This window comes from Hylemonella sp. GW821-FHT10B10 (assembly GCF_059415585.1).
The window spans coordinates 195,398-219,933 of record NZ_JBWKNN010000004.1 but is presented as its reverse complement, the minus strand read 5'-3'; the positions used below and the strand labels follow the sequence as shown (position 1 = coordinate 219,933).

Genomic DNA, 24,536 nt, shown 5'->3' with positions numbered 1-24,536 from the left:
CCTGGGTCCTTCGTTGCGTTTTGTCTGCACATCCCCCGTTTGGGGGATGGACGATCAGACCCGAATCCCTTTAGGATGCGCCGGCCTGCACTTGGCAGGTAGCAAAACTATGGGGACCCGATTCATCATGAAGCAAAGAATAATTGTCTGGACACTGGCTTTTCTGGCCTTGACGCTGTCCGGGTGCGCCACGCGGACCAAGATGGCGTTCGAGGACGATGCCCAGAAAGTGACAGAAACCAGCAAGCCCATTTTCCTGATGACGGCGACCATCAAGAACAACTACAAGCCCTCGTATCAGCCGAAGCTGATTGTCGTGAACGTGGAAAAGGCGGGTGCCAAAGAGGCTGCGGACCGACTCAACTTCACGATGGATGACAAGGCCGTGAACAAGGCTGTTACGGCCGATGCGGGCAACAGCTACCTGCTGCGTCTGGAGCTGGAGGCTGGCCGCTACGAGATCCGGGGGCTGACCAGCCAGGCCATGTCATTCCCCTTTGTCGGTATGTTCTTCACGCCGTTGCATGCGCCGCTCGACGTCAGCAAGCCCGGCGTGTATTACCTCGGACATGTCTCCGCCACAGTGCGCGAGCGCCAGGGCGAAGAGTTCAAGGCGGGTGCTTCGGTACCTCTGATCGATCAATCGGTGGTTGGCGCATCGGGTGGGACTTTCGATGTGGAAATCAGCGACCGCTTCGCGAGTGATGAAGCGGTCTTCCGTGCCAAGTTCCCCGCCTTGAACGGGGTGACGATACAAAAAGCCGTGCTGCCTGCCTTTGACCGGGCCAAGGCACAGCAGTGGTGGGCCACGAACTAGGAGCTCTGGTACCAGAGACAGGAGCGGGTATGTGCCTGCTCCTGCTGTCCGAGATAGGGCCCGGTTCGCAGCCAACCAATGCGAGCCAAGTTCAGGGATAGCCCGGGTGCGGTCTTTCGCGCTCGCGGCTAGCATGCAGGCAACCCATCAGGAGACTGCATCATGCGATTCCCCATCCTGCGCGGCCTGCTGGCCGTGCTGCTGCTTGCAGCCACCGCAGCCCACGCCCAGAACTACCCCAGCAAGTCGGTGCGCATCGTCGTCCCCTTCGCTGCCGGCGGCCCGGCTGACAACTACGCGCGTTTCATCGGCCAGCGCCTCAGTGAGACCCTGGGCCAGCCCTTTGTGATCGACAACCGGCCCGGCGCCGGCTCCATCATCGGCACCGACCTCGTGGCCAAGGCCCCGGCCGACGGCTACACCCTGCTGATGATGTCCAACACCCACACGGTGAACGAGACGCTCATCCCCACCAAGCCCTTCGTGCTCATGCGCGACTTCGTGGCCGTAGCGCCTGTGAACTACTCCGACCTCGTGCTGGTGACCCACCCCGCGCTGCCGGTCAAGAACCTGCAGGAACTGCTCAAGCTCGCCAAGGACAAGCCCGGCAAGTACAACTACGCTTCCAGCGGGCCGGGTACCCCGTACCACATGGCCGGTGAGCTCTTCAAGAGCATGGCCGGCATCTACCTGGTGCACATCCCTTACCGCGGCAGCACCGGCGCGCGCACCGACATCATCGGCGGCCAGGTCGACATGATGTTCGACGCTGTCACCACCATGGCCGAGCAGGCCCGCGCCGGCAAGGTGCGCGCCATCGCCACCAGCGGGCGCCAGCGTTCGGCCGTGCTGCCCGATGTGCCCACCCTGGCCGAAGCCGGCCTGCCTGGTTACGAAGCCACCATCTGGCTCGGCCTCATGGCGCCCAAGGGCACGCCGCCCGCCATCGTGTCGCAGCTCAACGAAGCGGTGAGCAAGATCGTGAGCCAGCCTGATGTGACCCAGCTCTGGAACAAGCAGGGTGCCACGCCCATGCGCATGAGCCCGCAGGAATTCGACAAGTACATGCGTGAAGACGTCGAAAAGTGGGCGCGTGTGATCAAGGCCGCCGGCATCAAGGCGGATTAAAGTGAAGCACCCCCGTGGCGGCCCTGAGGCCGCCTCCCCCTCAAGGGGGCAACACCAGCGGCCCGGCGAAGCCGGTTCCGCGGTGTTCCCGGTGAAACCCCTACTGCAAACTCCCTGACATCTTTCGGCTGAATAATCGGTACCCATGAGTTCACTCCACATCATCAGCGGCGGCGCCGCACATGGGCTGGTCAACGCGCTGCGCGGCAGCATCTACAACGAGACCGGCCGTGCCGTCGAAGGCAGCTTTGGCGCTGTGGGCCTCATGCGCGACAAGCTGCTGGCCGGCGAACCCTGCGACGTGGTCATCCTCACGCAGGCGCTGATCGACGAGCTCACGGCCCAGGGCCATGTGCTGCGCGGCAGCGCCACGCCTCTGGGCGTGGTCAAGACCGGCGTGGCCGTGAAGAGCGGCGCGCCGCAACCGAAGGTGGACACGCCCGAGGACCTCAAGGCCGCGCTGTTGGCCGCCAAGGGCATCTACTTCCCCGACCCCATCAAGGCCACGGCCGGCATCCATGTCATGAGCGTGCTCAAGCAACTCGGCATAGACCAGCAGGTGGCCGGCGTGCTGCGTCCCTATCCCAACGGCGCCACCGCCATGAAGGAAATGGCCGCCGCCAGCGGCCCGGGCCTGATCGGCTGCACCCAGGTCACCGAGATCCTCTACACCCCAGGCGTGCAGCTCATCAACGTGCTGCCCAAGAAATTCGAGCTGGCCACCGTCTACACCGCCGCCATCGCCACCAAGGCCGAGCAGCCCCAGGCCGCTCGCATGATGATCGACCTGCTGGCCGCACCCGCTGCGGCAGAACTTCGCCGCTCCGGCGGTTTTGAGTGAACCACCATGCTGACACGTCGCCTGCTCCTTTCCCTCTGCGCCAGCCTGGCCCTGCTGGCTGGCTGCACCACCGCACCCTCGCTCAGCGAGGCGCCGCCCATCGTCTTCGTGCATGGCAACGGCGATACCGCCGCGCTGTGGCAGACCACGTTCTGGCGTTTTGAATCCAACGGCTGGCCGCGCGAGCGCCTGCACGCCATCGAGCTGCCCTACCCCTTGGCGCGTGACGACGACAGCAAGGCCCAGCCCGGCCGCACGTCCACCGCCGAGCACATGGCCTATCTGAAGGCCGAGGTCGAGAAGGTCTTGCGCGCCACCGGTGCGCAGCAGGTCGTGCTCATCGGTAACTCACGCGGCGGCAACGCCATGCGCAATTACATCCAGAACGGCGGCGGCGCGGCCACCGTGTCGCACGCCATCCTGGGCGGCACACCCAACCATGGCGTCTGGGCCATCAAGGGCTTCCGTGAGGGCAATGAGTTCTCGGGCACCGGCCCCTTCCTCACGGGCCTGAACGCACCCAAGAACGCCAATGGCGATGAAGTCACGGGCCCTGTGCGCTGGATGACCATCCGCAGCGACAACAACGACAAATTCGCCCAGGCCGACGGCCTGTGGATAGGCGCCAAGGGCACGCCCACCAACGTCACCGCTGCCGGCCCCGAACTCAAGGGCGCGACCAACGTGGTCGTCCCGCGCATCGACCACCGCGAGACGTCCTATTCACCCGCAGCTTTCGCCGCGGCCTACAGCTTCATCACTGGCCGTGCCACCCTCGTGCGCGACATCGTGCCCGAAGCACGCATCGAACTCGGCGGCACCCTGACCGGCCTGGGGGTGGACTCTCTGAACCCCGCCAGCGGCAACTTTGCCAACAACCTGCCCCTGCCCGGCGCCGAGCTGGCTGTCTACGAGAGCAATCCCGTCACGGGCCAGCGCATGGGCGCGGCGGCCTACACGCACAAGGCCGGCGCCGACGGCCGCTGGGGCCCCTTCGTCGCCAAGGCCGGCACGGCCTACGAGTTCGAGATCAAGGCCCCGGGTTATGCCACCACGCACATCTACCGCAGCGCTTTCCCGCGCTCCAGCAACATCGTCAACCTGCGGCCCGAGCGCATCGCCGCGGCCGACCAGGATGCCCAGGCCCTGGCCATCTTCACGCGTCCGCGGGGTTACTTCGACGCGCAACGGGACCGCCTGAGTTTCGACGGCCAGGCCTTGCCGCCCGGTGTGCCGCCAGCCGGTGCCGGTGTGTCCAGCTCCAAGCTCAAGCTGGGCAAGGCCGAAGACCGCGCCATCGCGGCCGAGTTCAACGACGAGAAGCTCGTGGGCCGCGTCTGGCCTGCGGCGCAGCAGCACGTGACGGTGCTGGAACTGACGTACTGAGCGCTCGTTACCTGAAACTTGGTCATGCCACTGACCCGTATCTCCGCGCCCAGGCATCTGCCCCACGCCCAGGTGAAGGCGCTGGCCGATGCGGCACAGGAGGCGCTGGTCAGCACCTGCAACGTGCCGCCCAAAGACCTCTTCCAGTTGCTGCAGCGCTTCGATACCGAAGAGATGATTCTGGATCCGACCTTCGGCGGTGTCAGCCGCTCGTTAGACGCCTGCATCGTGGAGATCACCTTTCTCCAGGGGCGTACGGACGATCAGAAGCGACAGCTCTACCAGCGGCTGACCGCACTCGCTGTGCAGGCGGGGTTTCGTCCGGATGACGTGATGATCGCGCTCGTGGAGAACTCACGCATGGACTGGTCGCTGGGCCATGGCGTGGCCTATGCAGACCACGTCCAGTCACAGAAGCAGGCCGAGACCTGAGCTGCGGCTCCTGCGACGGCACTCAGCGTGCAGGCTTCTCCGGCCCCACCCGCCCCTCCGCCCGTCCGGACAGATAGGCGTACAGATCCAGGATGTGCGCGTTCACGCTGGCCTCGTCCTGCCAGGCGGGCATGGCCAGGGGCTGGTCCTTGCGTTCCATGATGACTTCCACCTGTGCTTCGCGGGCTGTGCGGCCGGCGGCGGGCTGGCCCTGCAGGGTGGCGTCGTAGCGGTAGAGCACCAGGCTCACGAACTGGCGCGAGCCCAGGGCCTGCACGCGTGGCAGCAGGTCGGGGGCGTTGGCGCTTCCTTTTGCATCGACACCGTGGCAGCGCGCACAGCGGTCCTGGTAGACGCGCCAGCCCAGATAGACCGAACCCGGGGGCTGGCTTTGTTGCGCCACTTCGCGCGCGGCCTTGGGGTTCTCCCAGACCACCGCGCAGCCAACCAGCAGCAGGGTGACGGCCAGGGCGTAGCCGGTCAGATGGGTTCGTTGTGCCGTCTTGCGCATGGGCTTCCTTTCCACTGCGCCGGGGGCGCAGGCCGTTCAAGTTCATTGTGCGCGTCGATGCCGCTGCTGTCTTGACGTGGCTCAAGAAAAGACGCCCTGCGCTCGCAAAGCAGGGTTAAGCGGACGCCCCTAGAATCGGGTCGTCGGCCCTCACAGGCCGACAGCGTTCTCAGGGCGGGGCGAAATTCCCCACCGGCGGTATCTGCTTCACGGCAGGAGCCCGCGAGCGCCCGGTGCAGGCCCATGTCTGCGCCGGGGTCAGCAGATCTGGTGCGATGCCAGAGCCGACGGTCACAGTCCGGATGAAAGAGATCGCGTATCCCGGCGTCGGCGCGCGTGCGCGCAGGCGCCGTGTTTGCGTGCGCCCTGATTCTGGTAACCCGTCTATTGAGGACACCCATGAATCAGTCTATTCAAACTCTCCCCGCAGCATCTGGCGTGTCCCCGGCGCGCCCACGGCCACCGCGTGTGGCCCTCATCGCCGCCAGCTGGCATCGAGACATCGTCAGCAGCGGCACCACCGCCATCCAGGCCGAGTTCGAGCGAAGTCGGTGGTCGCCCGAACAGGTCGAGGTGTACGAAGTCCCCGGCGCCTTCGAGATCCCACTGCACGCCCAACGGCTCGCACGCACCGGCCGTTACGACGCCATCATTGCCTGCGGCCTGGTGGTCAATGGCGGCATCTACCGCCACGAGTTCGTGGCCTCGGCTGTCATCGACGGCCTGATGCGCGTGCAGATCGACACCGACACACCCGTGCTGTCCGTGGTGCTGACGCCGCGGGACTTCCATGAACACGAGGAGCACCAGCGATTCTTCCGCGAGCACTTTGTGCTCAAGGGCACGGAAGCGGCGCGTGCCTGCCTGGCAACGCTGGCCAGCCTGGAGGCCCTGCCGAGCGCGATGGCCTAGGTGTCCTGCGTCAGCCGCGCCTGCGCGTCGGGCGGTGCTGCGCTGCGCAGGTAGTCGGCCAGGGTCTTGCCCGCCTCGTCCCTGAAGAGGCCGGGCGGGCCCTCAAGGGGCTGGATCGCGGCGATGCGGTCCAGCCGGAAACTGCGAAAGGCCGTGCGCGATTCACACCATGCGGCCAGCGTCCAGACGCTGCCCCAGTAGAAGCAGCCCAGGGGCCGCACGGTGCGCTGGCTGGGCGCGTCCTGCGCGTCGCGGTAGGTCAGCTGCAGCTTGCGGTGTTCCTGGGTGGCCACGCGCAGCGTGTGCAGGGTGGCCTGCACCGCAGGCGTGAGGCCCACCTGTGGCGCGAAGACCGCCATGCTCTGCGCGGCGGCGCGCGCCGAGGGCGGCAGCACCGAGAGGATCTTGCCCAGGGCCAGCTGGGAGGCCTGGGCCAGCGCCGGGTCCTGCCAGGCCTGTGCCATGCGCACCGACGCCACCAGCGCGCGTGCTTCGTCGTGGGTGAACATCAGCGGCGGCAGCTCGAAGCCCTGCCCCAGCCGATAGCCCACACCGGCCTCACCCTCAATGGGCACGCCCTGCTGCTGCAGGTCGGCCACGTCGCGGTAGACCGTGCGCTCCGATACATCCAGACGCTGGGCCAGCAGCGCCGCCGTGGTCAGGCGTCGGCCACGGATGATCTGGACGATCTGGAACAGGCGGTCGGCACGGCGCATGGGTGGGGCAGGTGGCTGGGAGCTTGCTCACGATGATACGGTTGCTGCCGGCAGGGCCAGCCCCAGCGCTGCCGCGTCCGCCTGCATGGCGCGGGCGATCAGCGCCATGTCGTGGTCGTTCACCTGGAACAGGCCGAAGCGGAACTTGTAGCCCCAGCGCGTGCGGTCCTCCACGAAATCCAGCGCGTTCAGCAGCGGGGCGATGGGCGCCTCTTGCGCCGGCAGGTAGCGCACGTCGCGCCGGTAGGGCACAAAGCCACCACCCATGTCGTATGCATAGGGCACGCCGGGCTGCACGATGCCGATGGACACAAAACTCTGCAGCCTGTCCTTGCCACCCATGGTGAGGGTGGGCGCGTAATAGGCCACGCGGTCGCCTGGCAAGACCCGCTTGAGCGGCGCGCACTTGCCGTGGCATACCTGCATGAAACCCTGTTCGGGCAGGGCGCAGCCGCGGCGCGCGTGCTGCGCGCTGGCCACGGCGATCCAGTTGCTCGGCATGGTGCGGCTCAGGCCAGCGCGTGCAGGCCGACGCGGTTGCCGTCCAGGTCGCGAATGTGCGCAATGAAGCCGATGCCCGGGGGCAGGGCCAGGCGCGGCAGCGCGATTGAGCCGCCCTGTGCAATCACGCGCGCCAGCGCGGCGTCCAGCGAGGGGGAGGCGTCCAGGTACACCAGCGTGCCGCCCTCGGCGCCGGAGACCTTGGGGGCCGTAGGGCCGCTGATCAGCGAGCCACCTGTGCCGCCCGCTTCGCGGTCGTAGGCAAACACGGCGTTCTCGTTGCCGCCCATCGACACCCTTTGCATGGGGCGGCCCAGGATGGTTTCGTAAAAGGCTTGTGCCTTGTCCAGTTGGTTCGTGGGGATCTCGAACCAGGCGATCGCGCGATGCAGCATGTCAGCTCCGTTGTGTTGAGGAGCCGTGATGCTGCGCCACCCCTGCTGACAACGGTATGTCAGCAGGGGCCGGGGCCGGTCAGAGATTGCGTGTCCAGGTCTTGCCCTCGTCGGTCGAACGCATCACCTGCCCGTTCTGCATGAAGGCCAGCAGCGAGCCGTCGGTGCGGTCGACGAAGAGGTTGCGCGTGTCGCCGGGCTTTCCGCCGGGGACTTCGCCGGCCTTTTTCCAGGTCTTGGCGCCGTCGCGGCTGACCATCAGTGCGTAGGTGCCGGCAAAGATGCCCGGGTCCACCGGGCCGATGGCGTAGGCCGTCTTCGGGTTGGCAAAGGTGATGGCCACCACGAAGCGGCTGGTGTTCAGGTCGGTCCAGGTCTTGCCGCCATCGGTGGAGACCATGGTGGTGCGGGTCATGGTGCCGCCTTGCACCACCAGCATGCCGTCGGGCATGACCTGCGCGCCAAAGGTGGAAACACCGGTCGATCGGCGTTCGATGGTTTCGCTGCTGCCGTCCACCACCAGGTACTCGCCGTTGGGCATCATGATGCCGGCGCGGTTGCCGCTGGCCAGGGCGATGGCGTTCTGCCAGGGCACGTTGAGCGAGCGCTCCTGCTGGAAGACGCCCACCTTGCGCCAGTTGCCCGCCATCAGGTCGTCGCTGACATAGGCCGACCAGTTGGTATTGCGTCGCACCAGCGCGATGACCTTGCCATTGGGCAGGGGCTCGGCCACGGCGATGAGCCCCTGGTCCGGCGGGGTCAGGGCTTTCCAGGTCTTGCCTTCGTCGGCGGAGTAGCGCAGCAGGCCTTCTTCGCCCGCGGCCAGCAGGCCGTCACGGTAGGTCCGCACACTCAGCACCTCTCTCCAGGTGTCGAGATGCAGCGTGCGCCAGCGGTTTTCCCCGGTCTTGCGCCAGATCACCCGGCCCATCTTGCTGCCGGCCAGCAGGGTGCCGTCGCTCGTGGCCTGCAGCCCGTTGTAGGCGGTGGTCATCTGCTTGAAAAGCGGGGCGACGGCGATGCGCTGGGTGAGCGTTGTGGAGGGCTCGAAGGTGTTCACGGGCTGGCCGCGGGTCTGCTGCGCCAGCGCGGGGAAGAGCACCTCGAAGGTCTGGGTCAGCTCCGCGTCGGGTGGCACATAACCCACGACAAAACGCGTGCCTTCCAGCGGCTGGACCAGCATCGTGCCCAGCAACGACACCTCACCCTTTTTCACGCTGAAGGGGGTGAAGTTGCTGCCCAGCGGAAAGGTGTAGGTGGTGTTGCCCGCGTAGCCGGTGGCGTGGGACACGCGGTAGCGGCCGGGCGCCACCATGCCGCTGAAGACGGCGGTGGTGTTCGTCACTTCGCGCGAGCGCGTCAGCACAGCCGTGTCCTGGGGCGTGGCCGTGGCACCCGGTGCCAGTTCACGCCTGAGGGTGATGGACGAAAGCGTTTCGGCCGGGTCCGAGGCCGCGCTGCCGTTGGTGATGAACTTGAAGACAACGGCGCCTTCCTGCCCCGTGAGTTGCTGCGCGGTCGAGATCGGTGCCGGGGTCGTGGCGCAGCCAGCCAGCAACAAGACCATGCCCCACAGCAGCGCCGGGCGCAGGGCAAGGCGCCATGGTTTCGTGATCCTCATCGTTGTCTCCTTGTTGTGGTTTGATGCGGGCGATACCGCCTGATTCTAGGAAATCCACACGCCCTATTCATCAGTTTTTGCCCATGGACGCATGGGTCGTCACACGGCATGGAATGGGCCGGTCACATGCGTGGTCTGTGTCACGGCGGCGAGTCGATCGCCCGGGCCATGATCGTCGATCTGCGAAGATCGCTACGGTCCGTACCACCGCGCCTTTCACGACCTCCATTGCTGAACTCGAATCCCTGGCCGCGGCCTTTCCGCGGGCGAACGCTGCGTCCGTTAAATTACCTGTATTGCCATTTCAGACAGGTTTGTTCACCGATGCCAGACGCCAGTGATTTCAGCAGCGACAGCGCTGTTTACAAGACCCTCCTGGAATCGACCCGGGCCATCCCCTGGAAGATCGACTGGGCCACCATGCGTTTTGCCTACATCGGGCCGCAGATCGAACCCCTGCTGGGCTGGAGCCCGGAGAGCTGGGTCAGCGCCGAAGACTGGGCCGCGCGCATCCATGAGGAAGACCGCGAGCAGGTGGTCAACTTCTGCATCAGCCAGTCCAAGTCCGGCGTCGACCACGAGGCCGATTACCGCGCCCTGACCAAGGACAACGGTTATGTCTGGATCCGCGACGTGGTGCACGTGGTGCGCAACGCGGCCGGCGAAGTGGAGTCGCTGGTTGGTTTCATGTTCGACATCAGCGAGCGCAAGAAGACGGAAGAGAAACTCGCCGTCCTGCAGCAGGAGCTCGAAGCCCTGTCCTTCAAGGACGGCCTCACCGGCATCGCCAACCGCCGCCGCTTCGACACCAGCCTGGAGCAGGAGTGGGGCCTGGCGCGCGCCAGCCAGCAGCCGCTATCGCTGCTCATGCTGGATGTGGACCTTTTCAAACAGTACAACGATCTCTACGGCCACCTGCAAGGCGACAAATGCCTGATCGACATCGCCCAGGCCCTGGGCCTGGCCGCCGTGGGGCCGCGTGACGTGGTGGCGCGTTTCGGCGGTGAAGAGTTCGTCATCCTGCTGCCCGAAACCGACGCCCTGGGCGCGCGCAAGGTGGCTGAGCGCTGCCAGCGCCTGCTCGACAAGCAGGCCCTGGACCACAAGCTCTCCCCGCATGGCCAGCGCGTGACGCTGAGCATCGGCGTGGGCACCGCCATCCCCGGCGCGGCGCAGCAGCACAACGAGCTGCTGCAGGCCGTGGACCAGCAGCTTTACGCGGCCAAGCAGAAGGGCCGCAACCGCATCGAATGCGCCTGAGCCCCCGACGGCGCCAACACACCCCCAACCCCATGACCCACACCGTTCAACACCAAGAGTCCGATTCCAAGGGCGCCTTTTTCATCGCCCGCCCCGAGGGCGGCCACATCGCCGAGATGACCTACAGCCGGGCCAACCCCACGCTGATCATCATCGACCACACCGATGTCGATCCCTCCCTGACCGGGCAGGGCATAGGCCGCAAGCTGCTGGATGCACTGGTGGCTTGGGCGCGGGAGACAAAAACCAAGGTCATGCCCCTGTGTCCTTACGCCAAGGCCCAGTTCGGCAAGGACCCGGCTATCCGCGACGTGCTCATGTAGCCGTCTCCGCGCTCAACAAAAGCCGCCCGAAGGCGGCTATTGTTGGGGTGGCCTGGGGCGTCAACCCCTCTGCGCATTTACTGCCGCGTCGCCACGCGTGCCACCAGCGGCGGGGGCTGGTACTCCGGGCGGATCTTGCAGCCTGCGCCATAGCCTGCTTCGGCGCGTTGGCACCCTGCGGCCACGCTGGCCGGTGTGGGCTTCTCGCCGCGCTCCACCCACTGCAGCAGAGCTTCGAACAGGGCCACATAGGTCGGGTCGCTCAGGTAGCTGTGGGTGTTGTGGTCGCTGTAGACCTGCACCAGGCGTGCACTGTTGCCGGCGTTCTCGAAGGTCTGGCGCAAGGCGCTTTCCAGTTCCACAAAAGCCGTGGGGTCGGCAATGCCGTGCACCGTCAGCACCGGCACGGCGATGCGGCCCGTCAGGTCGGTGTCGGCTGAGAAACGGGCCACGGCGGCAGGGTCGGCCTTGTAGCGCAGCACACCGGCGTTGAGCGCGGCGTCATCGGCCGAGCCCTGGTAACGCACGTTGTCATTGCGGAAAGGGTTGCGCTCCTGGGTGCGGTTCTGTGCAATGTCCTGGAAGTGCCAGGTGGCCCAGGACAGATGGGCCGCAATGGAAGACTCGGGGATCTTGATCACGTCCACGATGGTCTTGAGCTTGCGCGCCTGCTCCGGCGTGCGCTGCGCGGCGGGCTTGCGTGTGCCCAGGCAGTCCTCCACGCGGGTGTTCAGCTCGGCGGGCGTCAGCTTGCTGTGGGCGGGCAGGCCCATCCACAGCGGGTACTGCGGTTCGTCACTGCGCGGGTGGTTGTTGCACAGGTACTGGTAGACCACACGCAGGTCCAGCCGGAAGTCGTAGGAACGTGAACCACCTGCTACCACGCCGCTGCTCAGCAGCACGGCGTCATAAGGCGAGCGCATGCCCGGGCCGGCGTACATCTCGGCCGTCTTGGCCGCCACACCGGCGCCCCAGGACTGGCCGTGCAGCAGTGTGCGCGTGGGCTGGCCCACGTGCTGCACAAAGATGCGGCGCACGCGCTCCGTGTCCTCGGCCGCGCTGCGCACGGCCACGCCACCCTGGCGGAAGACCGAACCGGCCCAGGCGTAACCCGCGCGCACCGTGATGGCCCAGCGCTCGATGTCTTCGTCGGCGCGGCTGGCCTTGGGCTCGCCCAGGGCCGGGCCGCCGTGGGCATGCACCACCAGCATCTTGTTCCACTGCGCGGGGATCACGATGAGGTAATGCGCTTTGGCGGAGTCCTGCCCGCGCAGGCAGCGCGCACCTTCGGGCGTGCCCTTGGGGCAGGCGGCGGCCTGGGGCGCGGCTTCGGCCGGGCCGGTAGAAGTGGCGGGGTTCTGTGCGCAGCCGGCTAGCCATGCGGCCAGCAGCAGGGGCAGCGCCAAACGCTGCCAGGTTGGGAAGGTCATGCCTTGTCTCCGTTGTTGTTGTCTGGTGGTGCGATGCTAGAGGGGGAGACGATGAAAAGCAAATTGCCTGCGGTACACGCTGTTTAAAGCCGCACCGATTTTTCTATTCGTAGTGCCACCTTGCCCGCGGTAAAGGTGTTCTGGTTTGTGGATCTGCCTAGTGATTTACATGCCTCGTGACAATCGAGAAACCCTGCTATAAAACGGACACATACCGCCACTCAACTGGTCAGAAAAACACACGGGAGAGTCAAATTGGCACAACTAATCAAATTTACGTTGAGAAACTTCAAGGGAATTGAAGAAGTAGTCATCGAAATTGCCGATAGAGCACATTCGCCAGTAATCACCTTGATCGGGCTGAATGAGAGCGGTAAAACCACGATCTTGGAAGGCCTCTCGCACTTCGTCACTGGCGATCGATCTGTCTCCGGACTATTCGATGGTATTCATTCAAAAACATCAGGCGTTGGGCTTATACCGGTTAACAAAAAAGCAGCATTTACATCCACGGTAGAAGTCATCGCAACAGTTCAGCTCGATGCTGCTGACATCGAGGCCATCGGAGCGTTAGCTAAATCGTACAAACTAATTGTCGATGAGCCGCTTCTTTCTCAGCCATTTACTGTTTCCAAGGAATTTGATTTTGAAGACAGTTCTCTGAAAGAGACCTCCAACCGATATGCCTTTTCTCTTGCTGTACGGGCGAACAGGAAAGGTGGTGCCAACAACTTCAAGGAATACGACAGGCCCACGGAGAAAGGAGCGTCAGATCTCTGGCTGGAGATTGCCAATTACATTGAAGAGTCACTTCCGCTTATTTCGTACTTCCCCACTTTCCTTGTCGACATGCCAAGTCGTATCTATCTGACTGAGCATGAAGGGGAAAAGCCGGTCAATAGGCACTATCGTTACGTCTTTCAAGACATCCTGGACAGTCTTGGGGATGGGCTAACTCTCGATAGGCATGTCACCAAAAGAATTTCGGAATTTCGCGCAAGCCAGGCATCGCCAAACTGGTTCTCAATGTTCTTTGGAAGCCCCAGCAAGAATATTGTTGACTCTGTCTTCCAAAAGATATCGAACGCGGTGACTGTAGAAGTTCTTGGGAGCTGGCAAAAAGTATTTCAGCGCGCCATATCCGCTAAAAGTATTTTCGTGGAATGGAACATTGATACCGAAAAGGGTGATTTGCCTTACGCATCATTCAACGTTTCGGATGGGGAATCGCGATACGCTATTCACGAGCGCTCTCTTGGGTTTAGATGGTTTTTTTCTTTTTTACTGTTTACTGCTTTTAAACAGGCGAAGACACGACCCACGATCTTCGTCTTTGACGAGCCAGCGGCAAACTTGCACGCAAAGGCACAGGCAGAACTACTGACTAGCTTTTCAAGAATCGCATCTGATGGAAATCGAGTCATATATTCAACGCACAGTCACCACATGATCAACCCGAAATGGTTGAGTGGTGCCTATATTGTGGAAAACACTGCACTCGATTACGACGCAACGGATAGTTTTGAACTAAGTACCAAAGCGACAAACGTCAAGGTGACTAAATATCGTGAGTTTGTCTCGAAGTTTCCAACCCGATCTAGTTATTTTCAACCGGTGATCGAGAAGCTTGAGTACGTATCGCCTGAGATCGTTGGAGTGGCTCCATTTGTCATCGTTGAGGGAATCACTGACTACTATGCGTTAGTTTTGGCGCGCAAGGCTTCTTCTTCTAAATTCACATTTAATTTGATGCCAGGCGTTGGGTCTGGCGCATCCGGACCACTTGTCAGCATGCTGCTGGGTCGCGGAGAGAAGTTCCTTATTCTTCTAGATGACGATAAGGCGGGTCGAAAAGAGGCTGAGCGATATCAAGCTGAATGGTACTTGCGCTCCGGTACTGCATTCACTCTTGCTGAGATTGATTCCAAGTTTTCGGGTCTGCGATTGGAAGAGCTCATGGGCGAAAGCACTATGAAAATTATTCAAGCGCACCTGTCGCTTTCGTCCCCACCGAATAAAAAGCAAATTGGCTGGTATTTGGCGGAGGCATGTGCTGAGGATGCCCCGGTCAATGAGAGGCTGGCCGCAGATTCGATTTCTCGGCTTACCTCAGTATTAGATTTTCTTGAGTCCCGCATAGCCAGTTAAAGCAATTCTCTCGCTTAAGGCTTGCTTGTTAGCCACACATCCCAGGCTCGCGCAAAGCACGTTGCGCGGTAGTACCAACAACGTATTCACCGAGCGGCCCAGCTTTTCACCGGTGCGTGCTCGCGGTTACCGGCTGCTGGGAAAACTAAAGGCCGCCCCCTCGCGTACACCGGCCGAGGGCCAGCGCTGCGAGATGGTCTTGCGCTTGGTATAGAAGCGCACGGCGTCGGGACCATAAGCCCCCAGATCACCAAACAGCGAACGCTTCCAGCCACCAAAGGAGTGGTAGGCCACGGGCACGGGCAGCGGGACGTTCACGCCCACCATGCCGATCAGGATGTTGTCGGTGAAGTAGCGGGTGGCTTCTCCGTCGCGGGTGAAGATGCAGGTGCCGTTGCCGTATTCGTGCGCGTCGATCAGGTCCATGGCCTCTTGCAGGGTCTGCACCCGCACCACGCCCAGCACCGGGCCGAAGATTTCTTCCTGGTAGATCACCATGCCGGGCTTCACGTGGTCAAACAGGCAGGGACCGAGGAAGTAGCCCTCTTCATGCCCGGCCACTTCTAATCCGCGGCCGTCCACCACCAGCGTGGCGCCTTCGCGCACGCCCTGGTCCACATAGCCCTTCACCTTGTCCCGGTGCGCCTGGGTCACCAGCGGGCCCATGTCGTGGCCGGGGTTGGTGCCGGGCCCCACACGCATCTTGCCGATCTCGATCTGCAGGCGGGTCACCACGGCGTCGGCTGTGGCATCGCCCACGGCCACCACCAGCGGAATCGCCATGCAGCGTTCACCACAGGAGCCGTAGGCCGCGCCCATCAAGGCCGTCACGGCGTTGGCGATATCGGCATCTGGCATGACCACGGCATGGTTCTTGGCACCGCCCAGGGCCTGCACGCGCTTGCCGTTGGCGCAGCCAGTGGCATAGATGGTCTGTGCAATCGGTGTGGAACCCACAAAGCTGACCGCGTGCACGCGCTTGTCGGCCAGCAGCGCGTCCACGGCTTCCTTGTCACCGTGCACCACGTTGAGCACACCGGGCGGCAAGCCGGCCTGCAGGGCCAGCTGGGCTACCAGCAGGGCACTGCTGGGGTCGCGTTCGGAGGGCTTGAGGATGAAGGTGTTGCCGCACACCACGGCCATGGGCCACATCCACAAAGGCACCATCACGGGGAAGTTGAAGGGCGTGATGCCGGCCGTCACACCCATGGGCTGAAACTCGCTCCAGGAATCGATGCCGGGGCCCGCATTCTTGCTGTGTTCGCCCTTGAGCAGCTCGGGTGCGTAGCTGGCGTACTCTACGTTCTCTATGCCGCGCTGCAGCTCCCCCATGGCGTCGGCCAGCACCTTGCCGTGCTCGGCCGTCACCAGCGCGCAGATGGCCGCCGCATTTTCTTCCAGCAGATTCTTGAGCTTGCTCATGACCCGCGCGCGCTTGAGCGGCGGTGTGGCGCGCCATGCGGGGTAGGCCGATTGCGCGCTGGCGATGGCCTGTCCCACGGTGGTGCTGTCGGCCAGCAGCAGGGTTTTCTGCACCTGGCCGGTGGCGGGGTTGTAGACCGGCTGGCTGCGGCTGCCGCCGTTCACGAGCTCGCCGTGGATCAGGTGCTGGATGACGGGAAGGGTAGACATCAATAGAGGTTCGCGGGTGGTGAGAGGGAAGGGGAGGCGGTGCGCGCTACGCGCTATTGCCGGGGTGCCAGTGCGCCCAGGTAGGCGCGCACGCGCTCGTCACGGGTCAGGGTGCTGAAGTCCGGCGCCTGGGTGACCACGCCCTTTTGCACGAAGAGGTAGCGGTCGCACTGCTCGCGCAGGATGTCGATGTGGAAAGGCTCGTTGGGGTGCATGCACAGGAACACGAGTTTTCCGTTCTTCTTCAGGCGCGTGAAGAAGTCCAGCATGAAGCCGATGTAGCCGTCCTGGGTGTTGAACTGGGGTTCGTCAAACAGGTGGATCAGCGGCGACTTCTCTGTCGCCTGCCGGAGCATGAAGTCGGGCTTCTTCTTCTGGAACGAACGTACCTGGTAGGACTGGTGGTAGTGCACCGCCATGCGGTCGCGTTGCAGGGTCTTCACCTCATGGATGTTCTGCCCGTTGACGATCACGCGGCCGCTGGTGGGCAGGTTGCTGCCCGTGATCAGCTCAAACAAGGTGGTCTTGCCCGAACCGTTGGGGCCCATGACGCCGACGACACAGGGTTTCTCAATCTCGAAATTCGCGTTCAGCGAAAAGGTGGTGGTCTTCCTGAAAACGCCGCGCTGGTATTGCTTGGCCAGGTTTTCCACGCGCAGAAGGGCTTGGTTCATGCGGACTAGACTCCCAGTAGCTGTAGACGCAGGGCCGCGTTGTCGCGCAGATCGGCCGCGGGGCCTTCGTGGATGACCTTGCCCAGGTTCATGACATAGACCCGGTCGGCCACGGCCAGTGCGCTTTGCACGTTCTGCTCCACCACCAGCACCGCAATGCCTTCGGCCTTGAGCCGGGTGATGGTCTTCATCACGTCCTGCACCACCTTGGGCGCCAGGCCCTGGCTGGGTTCGTCAAACAGCACCAGGCCGGGCGAGCCGAGCAGCGCGCGCGAGATGGCCACCATCTGCATCTCGCCGCCCGAGAGGTTTTCGCACTCGCGCCCCATCAGGTACTCCAGGGCGCTGAAGATCTCGAAGCACTCTTTCTCGTGCCATGGGCGAAAGCGCGTGGGCTTGCGCGCGATGGCCAGGTTGCGCGCCACGGTCAGCGCGGGGAAGATGCGCCGGTCATCCGGCACCCAGCCTAGGCCGGCCTTGGCGATCTCGTGGGTGGGGGTGCGGGTGATGTCCTTGCCATCAAAGGCGATGGCGCCTTTGCGTGGTGGCGTGAGGCCCAGGATGGAACGCAGCGTCGTAGTCTTGCCCGCGCCATTGGGGCCCAGCAGGGCCACCACTTCACCGGGGCCGACCTGTAGCGACACATCAAACAGGACCTGGGTCTCCCCATAAAAGGTGTCGATGTGATCGATGGACAGCATGGGCTCAGAGGCCAGGGGTTTCAGAACAGCGCTCATGCGAGGGCTCCCAGGTTGGAGCGGCGGACCCATTCGTTCTGGCGCAGCGCATCGGGCGTACCCTGGGCGATGACCTGGCCCCAGTGAATGACGGAAATCTGGTCCGCCAGGCTGAACAGAAAATTCATGTCGTGTTCGATGATCACGATGGTCAGCTGGCGTTTCAGGCTCTTCACCAGTTCGGCCAGCCGGACCGTGCCTTCGGCGCCCAGGCCGGCGGTGGGCTCGTCCAGAAACAGCATGCGGGGTTCAGCCGCCAGGGCCACACCAATCTCCAGCGCACGGCGTTCACCGTAGGAGAGGCTGTTGGCCAGCACGCGCTCCTTGCCCTTCAGCCCAACGCGTTCCAGCACGGCGGCGGCCAGGTCTTGCGCGGTGCGGTCCGCACCCAGGTCGCGCCAGGGGTTGAAGCCCTGCTTGCGCACATGGGGGGTGGCCATCAGCACGTTGTCCAGCGCGGTATAGCTGTCGAACAGATTCATGATCTGGAAGGAGCGGGAGATGCCCTTGCAGGCGATCTCGCGCGGGGACAGGCCCGTGATGTCCTCGCCCGCAAAGGTGACGCGGCCGCGGTCGGGCTTGTAGCGCCCGGTGAGCACATTGAAGCAGGTGGTCTTGCCGGCCCCGTTGGGGCCCATGATGCCGTTGAGCTGCCCCTCTTCAAACCCCAGGGTGATGTCTTGCAACACCACCTGGGCGCCAAAACGTTTGGACAGGCCCGTGGCTTCGAACAGCTTCACAGCGCACCCCCAGTCGCGGTGGCGGTGCGGGTCAGCGGTTTACGCGGGCGCTTGCGCCAGGCTTGCCAGGCACCGGCGATGCCCTCCGGCTTGAAGACCACCATGGCCATGAAAATCAGGCCGTACCAGAGCAACCAGGTCTCGGTGTACGCGCCCAGAAGATCGCGCGCCAGGATGAAGAAGGTTGCGCCAATCAGCGGGCCCCAGAAGCTCACCAGGCCACCGCCGATGAGCACCATCATCACCACGAAGCCCGAGGTCTGCAGGCTCATCACATTGGGATAGGCCGATTGCTGTGCCATGGCAAACATGGCGCCGGCCAGGCCAGCCACGGCGGTGGACAGGGTGAAGGCCAGCCACTTGTAGAGCCACACGTTGTAGCCCACAAACGCGGCGCGGGTTTCGTTCTGCTTGATGGCGCTGAAGATGCGCCCCAGGGGCGAATGGATCAGCCGCCACAGGCCGACCAGCACCAGGGCAAACAGGATGAGACAGAAGAAGAACAGCGCGTTGTTGCTGGCCAGGTTGAAAGAGACGAAACCCAGGTCGGCGGGCAGGCGCTTGATGCTCAGCAGGCCATCTTCGCCGCCGGTCACGCTGCTCCATTTGTTGGCGATGAACCAGAACACCTGGCCAAAGGCGATGGTGAGCAGGGAGTAATAGATGCCGCGGCGGTGCGAGATGAACAGGGCCACCAGGCCGCCGAGCACAGCCGTCACCACCACGGCGCCGGCCAGGTCAAACCACAGGTTGGGCCAGATCTTGTGCTGCAACAGACCAAAGGCATAGGCCCCGATGCCAAAAAAAGCGCCGTGGCCAAAAGAGGGCAGCCCGGTGTAGCCCAGCAAGAGGTTGTAGCCCATGGCAAACAACACCCAGATCATGATTTCAAGCGCCAGGTACTGGTAGAGGCCCACCTGGGTGATCCAGAGCGGGGTCGACAAGAAGACGACCACCGCGATCAGCATGGGCAAAGGGATCAGTGGCGCGCGGCCTGAAGCGAGTTGCATGGAGAAGGCGTCTCGGTTTTGAGTTTTGGAACAAATGTTCTGAAAGTCGCTGGACAAAACAGAATATACGTTCTATTATTCAAACAAGCAAGAACATTTGTTCTGATTTTTAGAACCAGAAGACAGCGCTGAAGAGACAAGACCTCCCATTCCCCTGATGGCTTATGAGCACCCTATGGACCCCGTGACAACCTACGAAGAATTGAAGGACCTGATCGCCCGGACCTACCCGGACATGTCCAAACAATTGCAGCGCATTGCGCGCTTCGCGCTGGAGCAACCCAACGAGCTGGCGCTGGGCACGGTGGCTACCGTGGCCGAGGCCACGGAAGTGCAGCCCTCGGCCATGATCCGTTTCGCCAATGCGCTGGGCTACAAGGGTTTCTCGGAAATGCAGCAGGTGTTCCGTGGCCACTTGCTGGAGCGTTCCGACAGCTACCGCGAGCGCATCGACAAGATGCGCCGCAAGCAGACCGGCAGTGCGCGCGCGCCCGCCGGCGTCTTGCACGACCTCGTGAGCGAGGCCGTGGCCGAGCTGGGCCAACTGGAAGAACACATCCTGCAGTCGGACCTGAAGGCGGCGGTCAAGCTCATCGCGTCCGCACCACGCATCCATGTGCTGGCCCAGCGCCGCGCCTTCCCGGTGGCGGGCTACCTGGCCTATGCGCTCAGCCAGCTCGAGCTGCGCACCCATCTGCTGGATGGCACGGGCGGCATGTTGCGTGAAAGCCTGCACTCCATGGCCAAAGGGGACGTGCTGCTGGTCGCCAGCTTTCGCAGCTACTCGCCTGAAGTGATTGATGCCGCCGCCAAGGCGCGCGCGCAGGGCGTGCAGGTGATTGCCATCACCGATGGTCCGCTCTCACCGCTCAAGCCTTCTGCCCACGTCTGCCTGGAACTGGCCGATGACTCCAGCAAGCCCTTCCGCTCTCTGGTCGGCCCCCTGTGCCTGGCCCAGGCGCTGGTGGTCAGCGTGGGGCACCAGCTGGCCGAAAAAACGAGCGCCACACCGGGGCGTAGCGCACCCCGCCGAAAGGGGACCTGATGAGTCGACCACTGGATGTGATCTGCATGGGCCGCGCCGCGGTCGATCTGTATGGCGAGCAGATCGGGGGGCGCCTGGAAGACATGCTCACCTTCACCAAATACATGGGGGGCTCACCCGCCAACACGGCTGTGGGCATGGCGCGCCTGGGCCTGAAACCCGCCATGCTGACGCGGGTAGGGGACGAGCACAACGGCCGCTTCGTGCGCGAGACGCTGCAAGCCGAAGGCGTGGACGTCAGCCATGTCCGCACCGACCCCAAACGCCTGACCGCGCTGGTGTTTCTGGGCATCCAGGACCGCGACACCTTTCCCCTGGTTTTCTACCGCGACAACTGCGCCGACATGGCCATCAGCGAGGACGATGTCGACCCGGCCTTCATTGCCTCCGGCCAAGCCTTGCTGCTCTCCGGCACCCATCTGTCGCAGCCCGGCACCTATGCCAGTTGCCGCAAGGCCATCACGCTGGCCCTGGCCGCCGGCACGCGGGTGGTGCTGGACATCGACTACCGCCCCGTGCTGTGGGGCCTGACCAGCCCCGGCCTGGGCGAGCAGCGTTTTGTGCCCTCGGCCGAAGTCAGCGCCCATCTGCAAACCGTCATCGGCCAGTGTGACCTGGTGGTCGGTACCGAAGAAGAAATCCATATCGCCGGTGGCAGCACGGACACCCTGGCCGCGCTGCGCCGCCTGCGTGAACTGAGCAAAGCCACGTTGGTGGTCAAACGCGGTCCCATGGGCTGCGTGGTGTTCGAAGGGGCGATCCCCGATGACCTTGAGCTCGGGCTCAAGGGCCCTGGCTTTCCGGTGGATGTGTACAACGTGCTCGGCGCGGGCGATGCTTTCATGGCGGGTTTCCTGCGCGGCTGGATCCGCAAGGAGCCGCTGACCCGTTGCTGCGCCTATGCCAACGCCTGCGGCGCGCTGGTGGTTTCGCGCCACGGTTGCGCGCCGGCCATGGCGAGCTGGGAGGAGCTGCAGTATTTCCTGCTGCATGGCTCCAGCACCCGGCGCCTGCGTGAAGACGCGCCACTGGAGCATCTGCACCGCGTCAGCACACGCACCCGGCGTTGGGAAGAATTGGTCATCCTCGCGTTTGACCACCGCATGCAGCTGGAAGAGCTGGCCGACCGCCACGGCGCCAGCCATGCACGCATCCCCGCCTTCAAGCAGCTGGTTGCCCAGGGTGCACGCCAGGGCGCGGGTCAACGCTCAGGCGTGGGCATCATCGTGGACGGGCGCTTTGGCGAAGACGTGTTCCCGCCCATGACCGGCAAGGGCTGGTGGGTGGCGCGGCCTGTCGAGTTGCCGGGGTCCCGCCCGCTGCAGTTCGAGGCCGGCGCCCACCTGGCCAGCGCCATGCGCAGCTGGCCCGGCGAGCATGTCGCCAAATGCTTGGTGAGCTACCACCCGCATGACACCTTGGCTCTGCGCGAAGCCCAGCTGGCACGCCTGGCCGAATTGCAGAAAGCCAGCGTGGACACCTTCCACGAGTTCCTGGTCGAGGTCATTCCGCCGCGCGACATGCCCGCGGACGGCAGCACGCTGCCCGCAGCGCTGGAGCAGATCTACCGCGCCGGCATCTTCCCCGACTGGTGGAAGCTGCCGCCCGCCGCCACCGCACAGGAGTGGGAAAGCCTGACCGAGGTCATCACACGCCACGACCCGCATTGCCGCGGCGTGCTGATCCTGGGGCTGGAGGCCAGCGAAGACAAGCTGGAACGCAGCTTCCATGTCGCGGCGCCCCATGCCATCTGCCGCGGGTTTGCCGTGGGCCGATCCATCTTTGCCGACGCCGCCACCGGCTGGTTCTCCGGCCAGATGAGCGACGCCGATGTGGTTCAGGACATTGCCCAGCGTTATGCGCGCCTGATCACGCTGTGGGACAGCGCACGCGCCACCCGGTCCGCCGAAGCCACGGCCACCTCTGTTTAAAACCTCCAAGGAACACACCATGACACCCAAAATCGGATTCATCGGCATCGGCATGATGGGCCACGGCATGGCCAAGAACCTGCTGGCCAAGGGCTACCCGCTGACCTTCAAGGTCAACCGCAACCGTGACAACCTGGCCGACCTGATCGCCGCAGGTGCGAAGGAGGCCAGGACGAACGCCGAGTGCGCGCAGGCCTCGGACATTGTTTTCATCTGCGTGACCGGCTCGCCCCAGGTGGAGCAGATCGTCTATGGCGCGCAAGGGCTGCTGGAGAGCGGGCGCAAAGGACTGATCGTGGTGGACACGTCCACCGCAGAGCCGTCGTCGAGCACACGCATCCGCAACGATCTGGCGACCAAGGGCATCAAGCTCATCGACGCCCCGCTGGCGCGCACCCCCAAGGAGGCCGAGGAAGGCCGCCTCAACACCATGGTGGGCGCCGACCCCGAAGACTTCAAAACCCTGGAGCCCGTGCTCAAGGCCTTCTGCGAAAACATCTTCCACGTGGGGCCGCCCGGCCACGGCCATGTGCTCAAGCTCGTCAACAACATGATGGCCATGACCTTCGCGGCCGCCATTGCCGAAGCCTTTGCCGTCGCCGCCAAGAGCGGGCTGGACCTGAACCGCCTGTACGACGTGGTCAGCGCCGGCGGTGTGAACTGCGGCATCTTCCAGATGATGGCCACCAAGACCCTCAAGGAGGGCGATGTCACCGGCTTCAAGTTCGGCATCTCCAATGCCCAGAAGGACTTGCGCTACTACACCCATCTGGCCGAGATGCTGCCCGTGGCCAGCCTCATGGGCGAGGCCACACACCAGAGCCTGATCCAGGCCAGCAACGCCGGCTTTGGCGACAAGCTGATTTCCTCCCTTTTCGAAGCACAAGAGAAATTAAACGGCGTCAAGATCGTTCCCCGCTAGCCGTTCTGTTCCCCCTAAACCACCGAGGAGACAACCATGAGCGCAACCGATAAAAAAACCACCAGCGACACCCCCTCCAGGAAAGTGTCGGCCTCGCGCCGTTCACTGCTCAAAAACACCGGCCTGGTCGTGGCCGGCGCAGGCCTGTACGGCGCGGCGCCTTTCATGGGGCCGTGGAAACACAACACCGTGTGGGCCCAGGCCGCGCAGAAGAAACCCTTGACCATCGGCCTGACCATGGACGCATCGGGCCTGTACGCGGCATCGGGTGGCGAAGAGCGCCTGGGCGCGATGATGGCCATCAAGGAATTCAACGACAAGGGCGGTGTGCTGGGTCGGCGCATTGAAGCCATCCATATCGACACCGAGACCACGCCGGCCACCGGCTCGCGCGTGGCCGAACGCATGATCACCCGCAACGAAGCGGCGTTCCTGATCGGCGCGGTGCACTCGGGCGTGTCCAACGCCATCTCGCAGGTTGCGCAGAAGTACGGCACGATCTTCCTGAACACCAACTCCAGCTCGCCCACCGAAGCCGGCAAGGACTGTCACCGCACCAAGTTTGTCTGGGACGGCAATGGCACCAACTTCTCCAACGCCACGGTGCGCAACGCCATCCGCGCCAACGGCAAGAACTGGGTGCTGCTGACCAACGACTACGTCTGGGGTCACACCACGTCCAAGGCCACGCGCGCCATCGTCGAAGCCAACGGTGGCAAGATCGTTGAAGAACTGCTGGTGCCGCAGAACACACGCGACTTCTCGGCCTATCTGCTCAAGCTGCAGCAACTCAAGCCCCAGGTCGTGGCCACCGCCGTGGGCGGGGACGACATCAAGGCCCTGCGGCAGCAGGTGGTGCAACTGAAGATGAACCAGACCATGGCCTGGATCAACAACCAGCAAGACTGGCCCGATGTCTACGGCCTCGGCCCGGAACAGATCTTCGGTGTGTTTGGCACCACCTGGTACTGGCGCCTGGCCTTGCCGGGGGTGAAGGAGTTTGTGGCGGCCTACCAGAAGCAATACCCGGGCATGGCCATCCGTGTGCCGGGCAATGTCTATCACAACGGCTACATGGCCACGCGTGAACTGCTGCGCTGCGTGGAAGAGGCTGGCACCACCAACAACATCGCCGTGATCAAGAAACTCGAAGGCCGCAAGATGAGTGCCGCGGATCGTCTGCAGCACTTTGATGCGTGGATGGACCCGGTCACCCACCAGTGCCAGCAGACCATCTACATGGCCAGCTACAACGACCAGCCCGCCGAGAAGGACGATATCTACAAGATCCTGACGCAGGCCGACCCCAAGGACGTGCAGGACAAGGATGCCCAGGGCGCCTGCAAGCTGGAAAGCTACGAAGCCACGCCGACGTACGAAGTCTGAATCCGCACGGCATGCAGCCGCCCCCGTGGTGCAAGGTG

24 protein-coding genes and 1 riboswitch are annotated in these 24,536 nt (G+C 63.8%); of the genes, 13 read left to right on the top strand and 11 right to left on the bottom strand.

All coding sequences use genetic code 11. The features are described from left to right. Window positions 1-46: 46 nt before the first annotated feature. The 5 genes from AC07NT_RS16805 (at window position 47) to AC07NT_RS16785 (ending at window position 4,604) form a co-directional block, all read left to right on the top strand. Window positions 47-817, top strand: a complete 771-nt coding sequence (locus tag AC07NT_RS16805; RefSeq protein WP_498599924.1) for a hypothetical protein — start codon at window positions 47-49, stop codon at window positions 815-817. Window positions 818-979: 162 nt separating this feature from the next. Further along, window positions 980-1,945, top strand: a complete 966-nt coding sequence (locus AC07NT_RS16800) for a tripartite tricarboxylate transporter substrate binding protein (RefSeq protein WP_498599925.1) — start codon at window positions 980-982, stop codon at window positions 1,943-1,945. Window positions 1,946-2,090: 145 nt separating this feature from the next. After that, window positions 2,091-2,786 (top strand): molybdate ABC transporter substrate-binding protein, encoded by a 696-nt coding sequence (locus tag AC07NT_RS16795; protein ID WP_498599926.1) that lies wholly within the window; start codon window positions 2,091-2,093, stop codon window positions 2,784-2,786. Window positions 2,787-2,792: 6 nt separating this feature from the next. After that, window positions 2,793-4,172, top strand: a complete 1,380-nt coding sequence (locus AC07NT_RS16790) for an alpha/beta fold hydrolase (protein ID WP_498599928.1) — start codon at window positions 2,793-2,795, stop codon at window positions 4,170-4,172. A 24-nt stretch (window positions 4,173-4,196) separates the two neighbouring features. Next, entirely contained in the window at window positions 4,197-4,604 is a 408-nt protein-coding gene (locus AC07NT_RS16785; protein WP_498599929.1) for a tautomerase family protein, read from the top strand. 22 nt (window positions 4,605-4,626) lie between these two features. Here AC07NT_RS16785 and AC07NT_RS16780 read toward each other — a convergent pair whose 3' ends face one another. After that, the gene (locus tag AC07NT_RS16780; RefSeq protein WP_498599931.1) at window positions 4,627-5,115 is read right to left on the bottom strand and encodes a c-type cytochrome; all 489 of its coding nucleotides are present in this window, start codon (window positions 5,113-5,115) and stop codon (window positions 4,627-4,629) included. Between the two features lie 161 nt (window positions 5,116-5,276). Next, window positions 5,277-5,433, top strand: a riboswitch (FMN riboswitch). An 81-nt stretch (window positions 5,434-5,514) separates the two neighbouring features. Here AC07NT_RS16780 and AC07NT_RS16775 point away from each other — a divergent pair. Further along, entirely contained in the window at window positions 5,515-6,027 is a 513-nt protein-coding gene (locus AC07NT_RS16775; protein ID WP_498599933.1) for a 6,7-dimethyl-8-ribityllumazine synthase, read from the top strand. Here AC07NT_RS16775 and AC07NT_RS16770 read toward each other — a convergent pair. The 4 genes from AC07NT_RS16770 to AC07NT_RS16755 all read right to left on the bottom strand — a co-directional run bounded on the left by AC07NT_RS16770 (window position 6,024) and on the right by AC07NT_RS16755 (window position 9,260). Next, complete coding sequence (locus AC07NT_RS16770) at window positions 6,024-6,743, bottom strand: helix-turn-helix transcriptional regulator (protein ID WP_498599934.1); 720 nt, start codon at window positions 6,741-6,743, stop codon at window positions 6,024-6,026. The two genes, AC07NT_RS16775 and AC07NT_RS16770, sit on opposite strands and share 4 nt — an antisense overlap. A 27-nt stretch (window positions 6,744-6,770) precedes the next feature. Further along, the gene (locus AC07NT_RS16765; RefSeq protein WP_498599936.1) at window positions 6,771-7,244 is read right to left on the bottom strand and encodes an EVE domain-containing protein; all 474 of its coding nucleotides are present in this window, start codon (window positions 7,242-7,244) and stop codon (window positions 6,771-6,773) included. Window positions 7,245-7,252: 8 nt separating this feature from the next. Further along, complete coding sequence (locus tag AC07NT_RS16760; RefSeq protein ID WP_498600206.1) at window positions 7,253-7,636, bottom strand: VOC family protein; 384 nt, start codon at window positions 7,634-7,636, stop codon at window positions 7,253-7,255. An 82-nt stretch (window positions 7,637-7,718) separates the two neighbouring features. Beyond that, window positions 7,719-9,260, bottom strand: coding sequence for a WD40/YVTN/BNR-like repeat-containing protein (locus AC07NT_RS16755; protein WP_498599937.1), 1,542 nt, complete (start codon window positions 9,258-9,260; stop codon window positions 7,719-7,721). A gap of 324 nt (window positions 9,261-9,584) precedes the next feature. Here AC07NT_RS16755 and AC07NT_RS16750 point away from each other — a divergent pair, with 324 nt between their 5' ends. Continuing rightward, a complete protein-coding gene (locus AC07NT_RS16750) occupies window positions 9,585-10,520 on the top strand; it encodes a sensor domain-containing diguanylate cyclase (RefSeq protein WP_498599938.1) in 936 nt (311 codons plus the stop codon). Window positions 10,521-10,552: 32 nt separating this feature from the next. Beyond that, window positions 10,553-10,843, top strand: a complete 291-nt coding sequence (locus AC07NT_RS16745; protein ID WP_498599939.1) for a GNAT family N-acetyltransferase — start codon at window positions 10,553-10,555, stop codon at window positions 10,841-10,843. Between the two features lie 77 nt (window positions 10,844-10,920). On the opposite strand, the gene AC07NT_RS16740 is transcribed toward AC07NT_RS16745, so the two are convergent. Beyond that, window positions 10,921-12,273: an alpha/beta fold hydrolase gene (locus AC07NT_RS16740; RefSeq protein WP_498599941.1), complete on the bottom strand. Its 1,353-nt coding sequence runs from the start codon at window positions 12,271-12,273 to the stop codon at window positions 10,921-10,923. A 255-nt stretch (window positions 12,274-12,528) separates the two neighbouring features. Here AC07NT_RS16740 and AC07NT_RS16735 point away from each other — a divergent pair, with 255 nt between their 5' ends. After that, on the top strand, window positions 12,529-14,421 hold the full coding sequence (locus AC07NT_RS16735) for an AAA family ATPase (protein WP_498599942.1): 1,893 nt from the start codon (window positions 12,529-12,531) through the stop codon (window positions 14,419-14,421). Between the two features lie 126 nt (window positions 14,422-14,547). Here the strand turns inward: AC07NT_RS16735 and AC07NT_RS16730 are convergent, their stop codons facing one another. The 5 genes from AC07NT_RS16730 to AC07NT_RS16710 are packed head-to-tail and all read right to left on the bottom strand — an operon-like array spanning window position 14,548 to window position 19,214. Further along, the gene (locus tag AC07NT_RS16730) at window positions 14,548-16,053 is read right to left on the bottom strand and encodes a CoA-acylating methylmalonate-semialdehyde dehydrogenase (protein WP_498599943.1); all 1,506 of its coding nucleotides are present in this window, start codon (window positions 16,051-16,053) and stop codon (window positions 14,548-14,550) included. Window positions 16,054-16,106: 53 nt separating this feature from the next. Next, window positions 16,107-16,727, bottom strand: a complete 621-nt coding sequence (locus AC07NT_RS16725) for an ATP-binding cassette domain-containing protein (RefSeq protein WP_498599944.1) — start codon at window positions 16,725-16,727, stop codon at window positions 16,107-16,109. Between the two features lie 5 nt (window positions 16,728-16,732). Then, window positions 16,733-17,464: an ABC transporter ATP-binding protein gene (locus AC07NT_RS16720; protein ID WP_498599945.1), complete on the bottom strand. Its 732-nt coding sequence runs from the start codon at window positions 17,462-17,464 to the stop codon at window positions 16,733-16,735. Beyond that, window positions 17,461-18,204, bottom strand: a complete 744-nt coding sequence (locus AC07NT_RS16715; RefSeq protein ID WP_498599946.1) for an ABC transporter ATP-binding protein — start codon at window positions 18,202-18,204, stop codon at window positions 17,461-17,463. Before AC07NT_RS16715 ends, AC07NT_RS16720 begins: the two co-directional genes overlap by 4 nt. After that, window positions 18,201-19,214 carry a branched-chain amino acid ABC transporter permease gene (locus AC07NT_RS16710; RefSeq protein WP_498599947.1) on the bottom strand — a complete coding sequence of 338 codons (1,014 nt, stop codon included), beginning with the start codon at window positions 19,212-19,214 and terminating at the stop codon, window positions 18,201-18,203. The genes AC07NT_RS16715 and AC07NT_RS16710 overlap by 4 nt, the downstream gene beginning before the upstream one ends. A gap of 175 nt (window positions 19,215-19,389) precedes the next feature. On the opposite strand from AC07NT_RS16710, the gene AC07NT_RS16705 reads away from it, so the two are divergent. From AC07NT_RS16705 to AC07NT_RS16690, 4 genes are read left to right on the top strand one after another with little or no spacing between them, the layout of a single operon-like run. Further along, window positions 19,390-20,259: a MurR/RpiR family transcriptional regulator gene (locus AC07NT_RS16705; RefSeq protein WP_498599948.1), complete on the top strand. Its 870-nt coding sequence runs from the start codon at window positions 19,390-19,392 to the stop codon at window positions 20,257-20,259. Beyond that, window positions 20,259-22,190 carry a bifunctional 5-dehydro-2-deoxygluconokinase/5-dehydro-2-deoxyphosphogluconate aldolase gene (locus AC07NT_RS16700; protein ID WP_498599949.1) on the top strand — a complete coding sequence of 644 codons (1,932 nt, stop codon included), beginning with the start codon at window positions 20,259-20,261 and terminating at the stop codon, window positions 22,188-22,190. The genes AC07NT_RS16705 and AC07NT_RS16700 overlap by 1 nt, the downstream gene beginning before the upstream one ends. A 19-nt stretch (window positions 22,191-22,209) precedes the next feature. After that, window positions 22,210-23,112 carry an NAD(P)-dependent oxidoreductase gene (locus AC07NT_RS16695; protein WP_498599950.1) on the top strand — a complete coding sequence of 301 codons (903 nt, stop codon included), beginning with the start codon at window positions 22,210-22,212 and terminating at the stop codon, window positions 23,110-23,112. A 36-nt stretch (window positions 23,113-23,148) separates the two neighbouring features. Then, complete coding sequence (locus AC07NT_RS16690) at window positions 23,149-24,498, top strand: ABC transporter substrate-binding protein (RefSeq protein ID WP_498599951.1); 1,350 nt, start codon at window positions 23,149-23,151, stop codon at window positions 24,496-24,498. The last annotated feature ends 38 nt before the right edge of the window (window positions 24,499-24,536 follow it).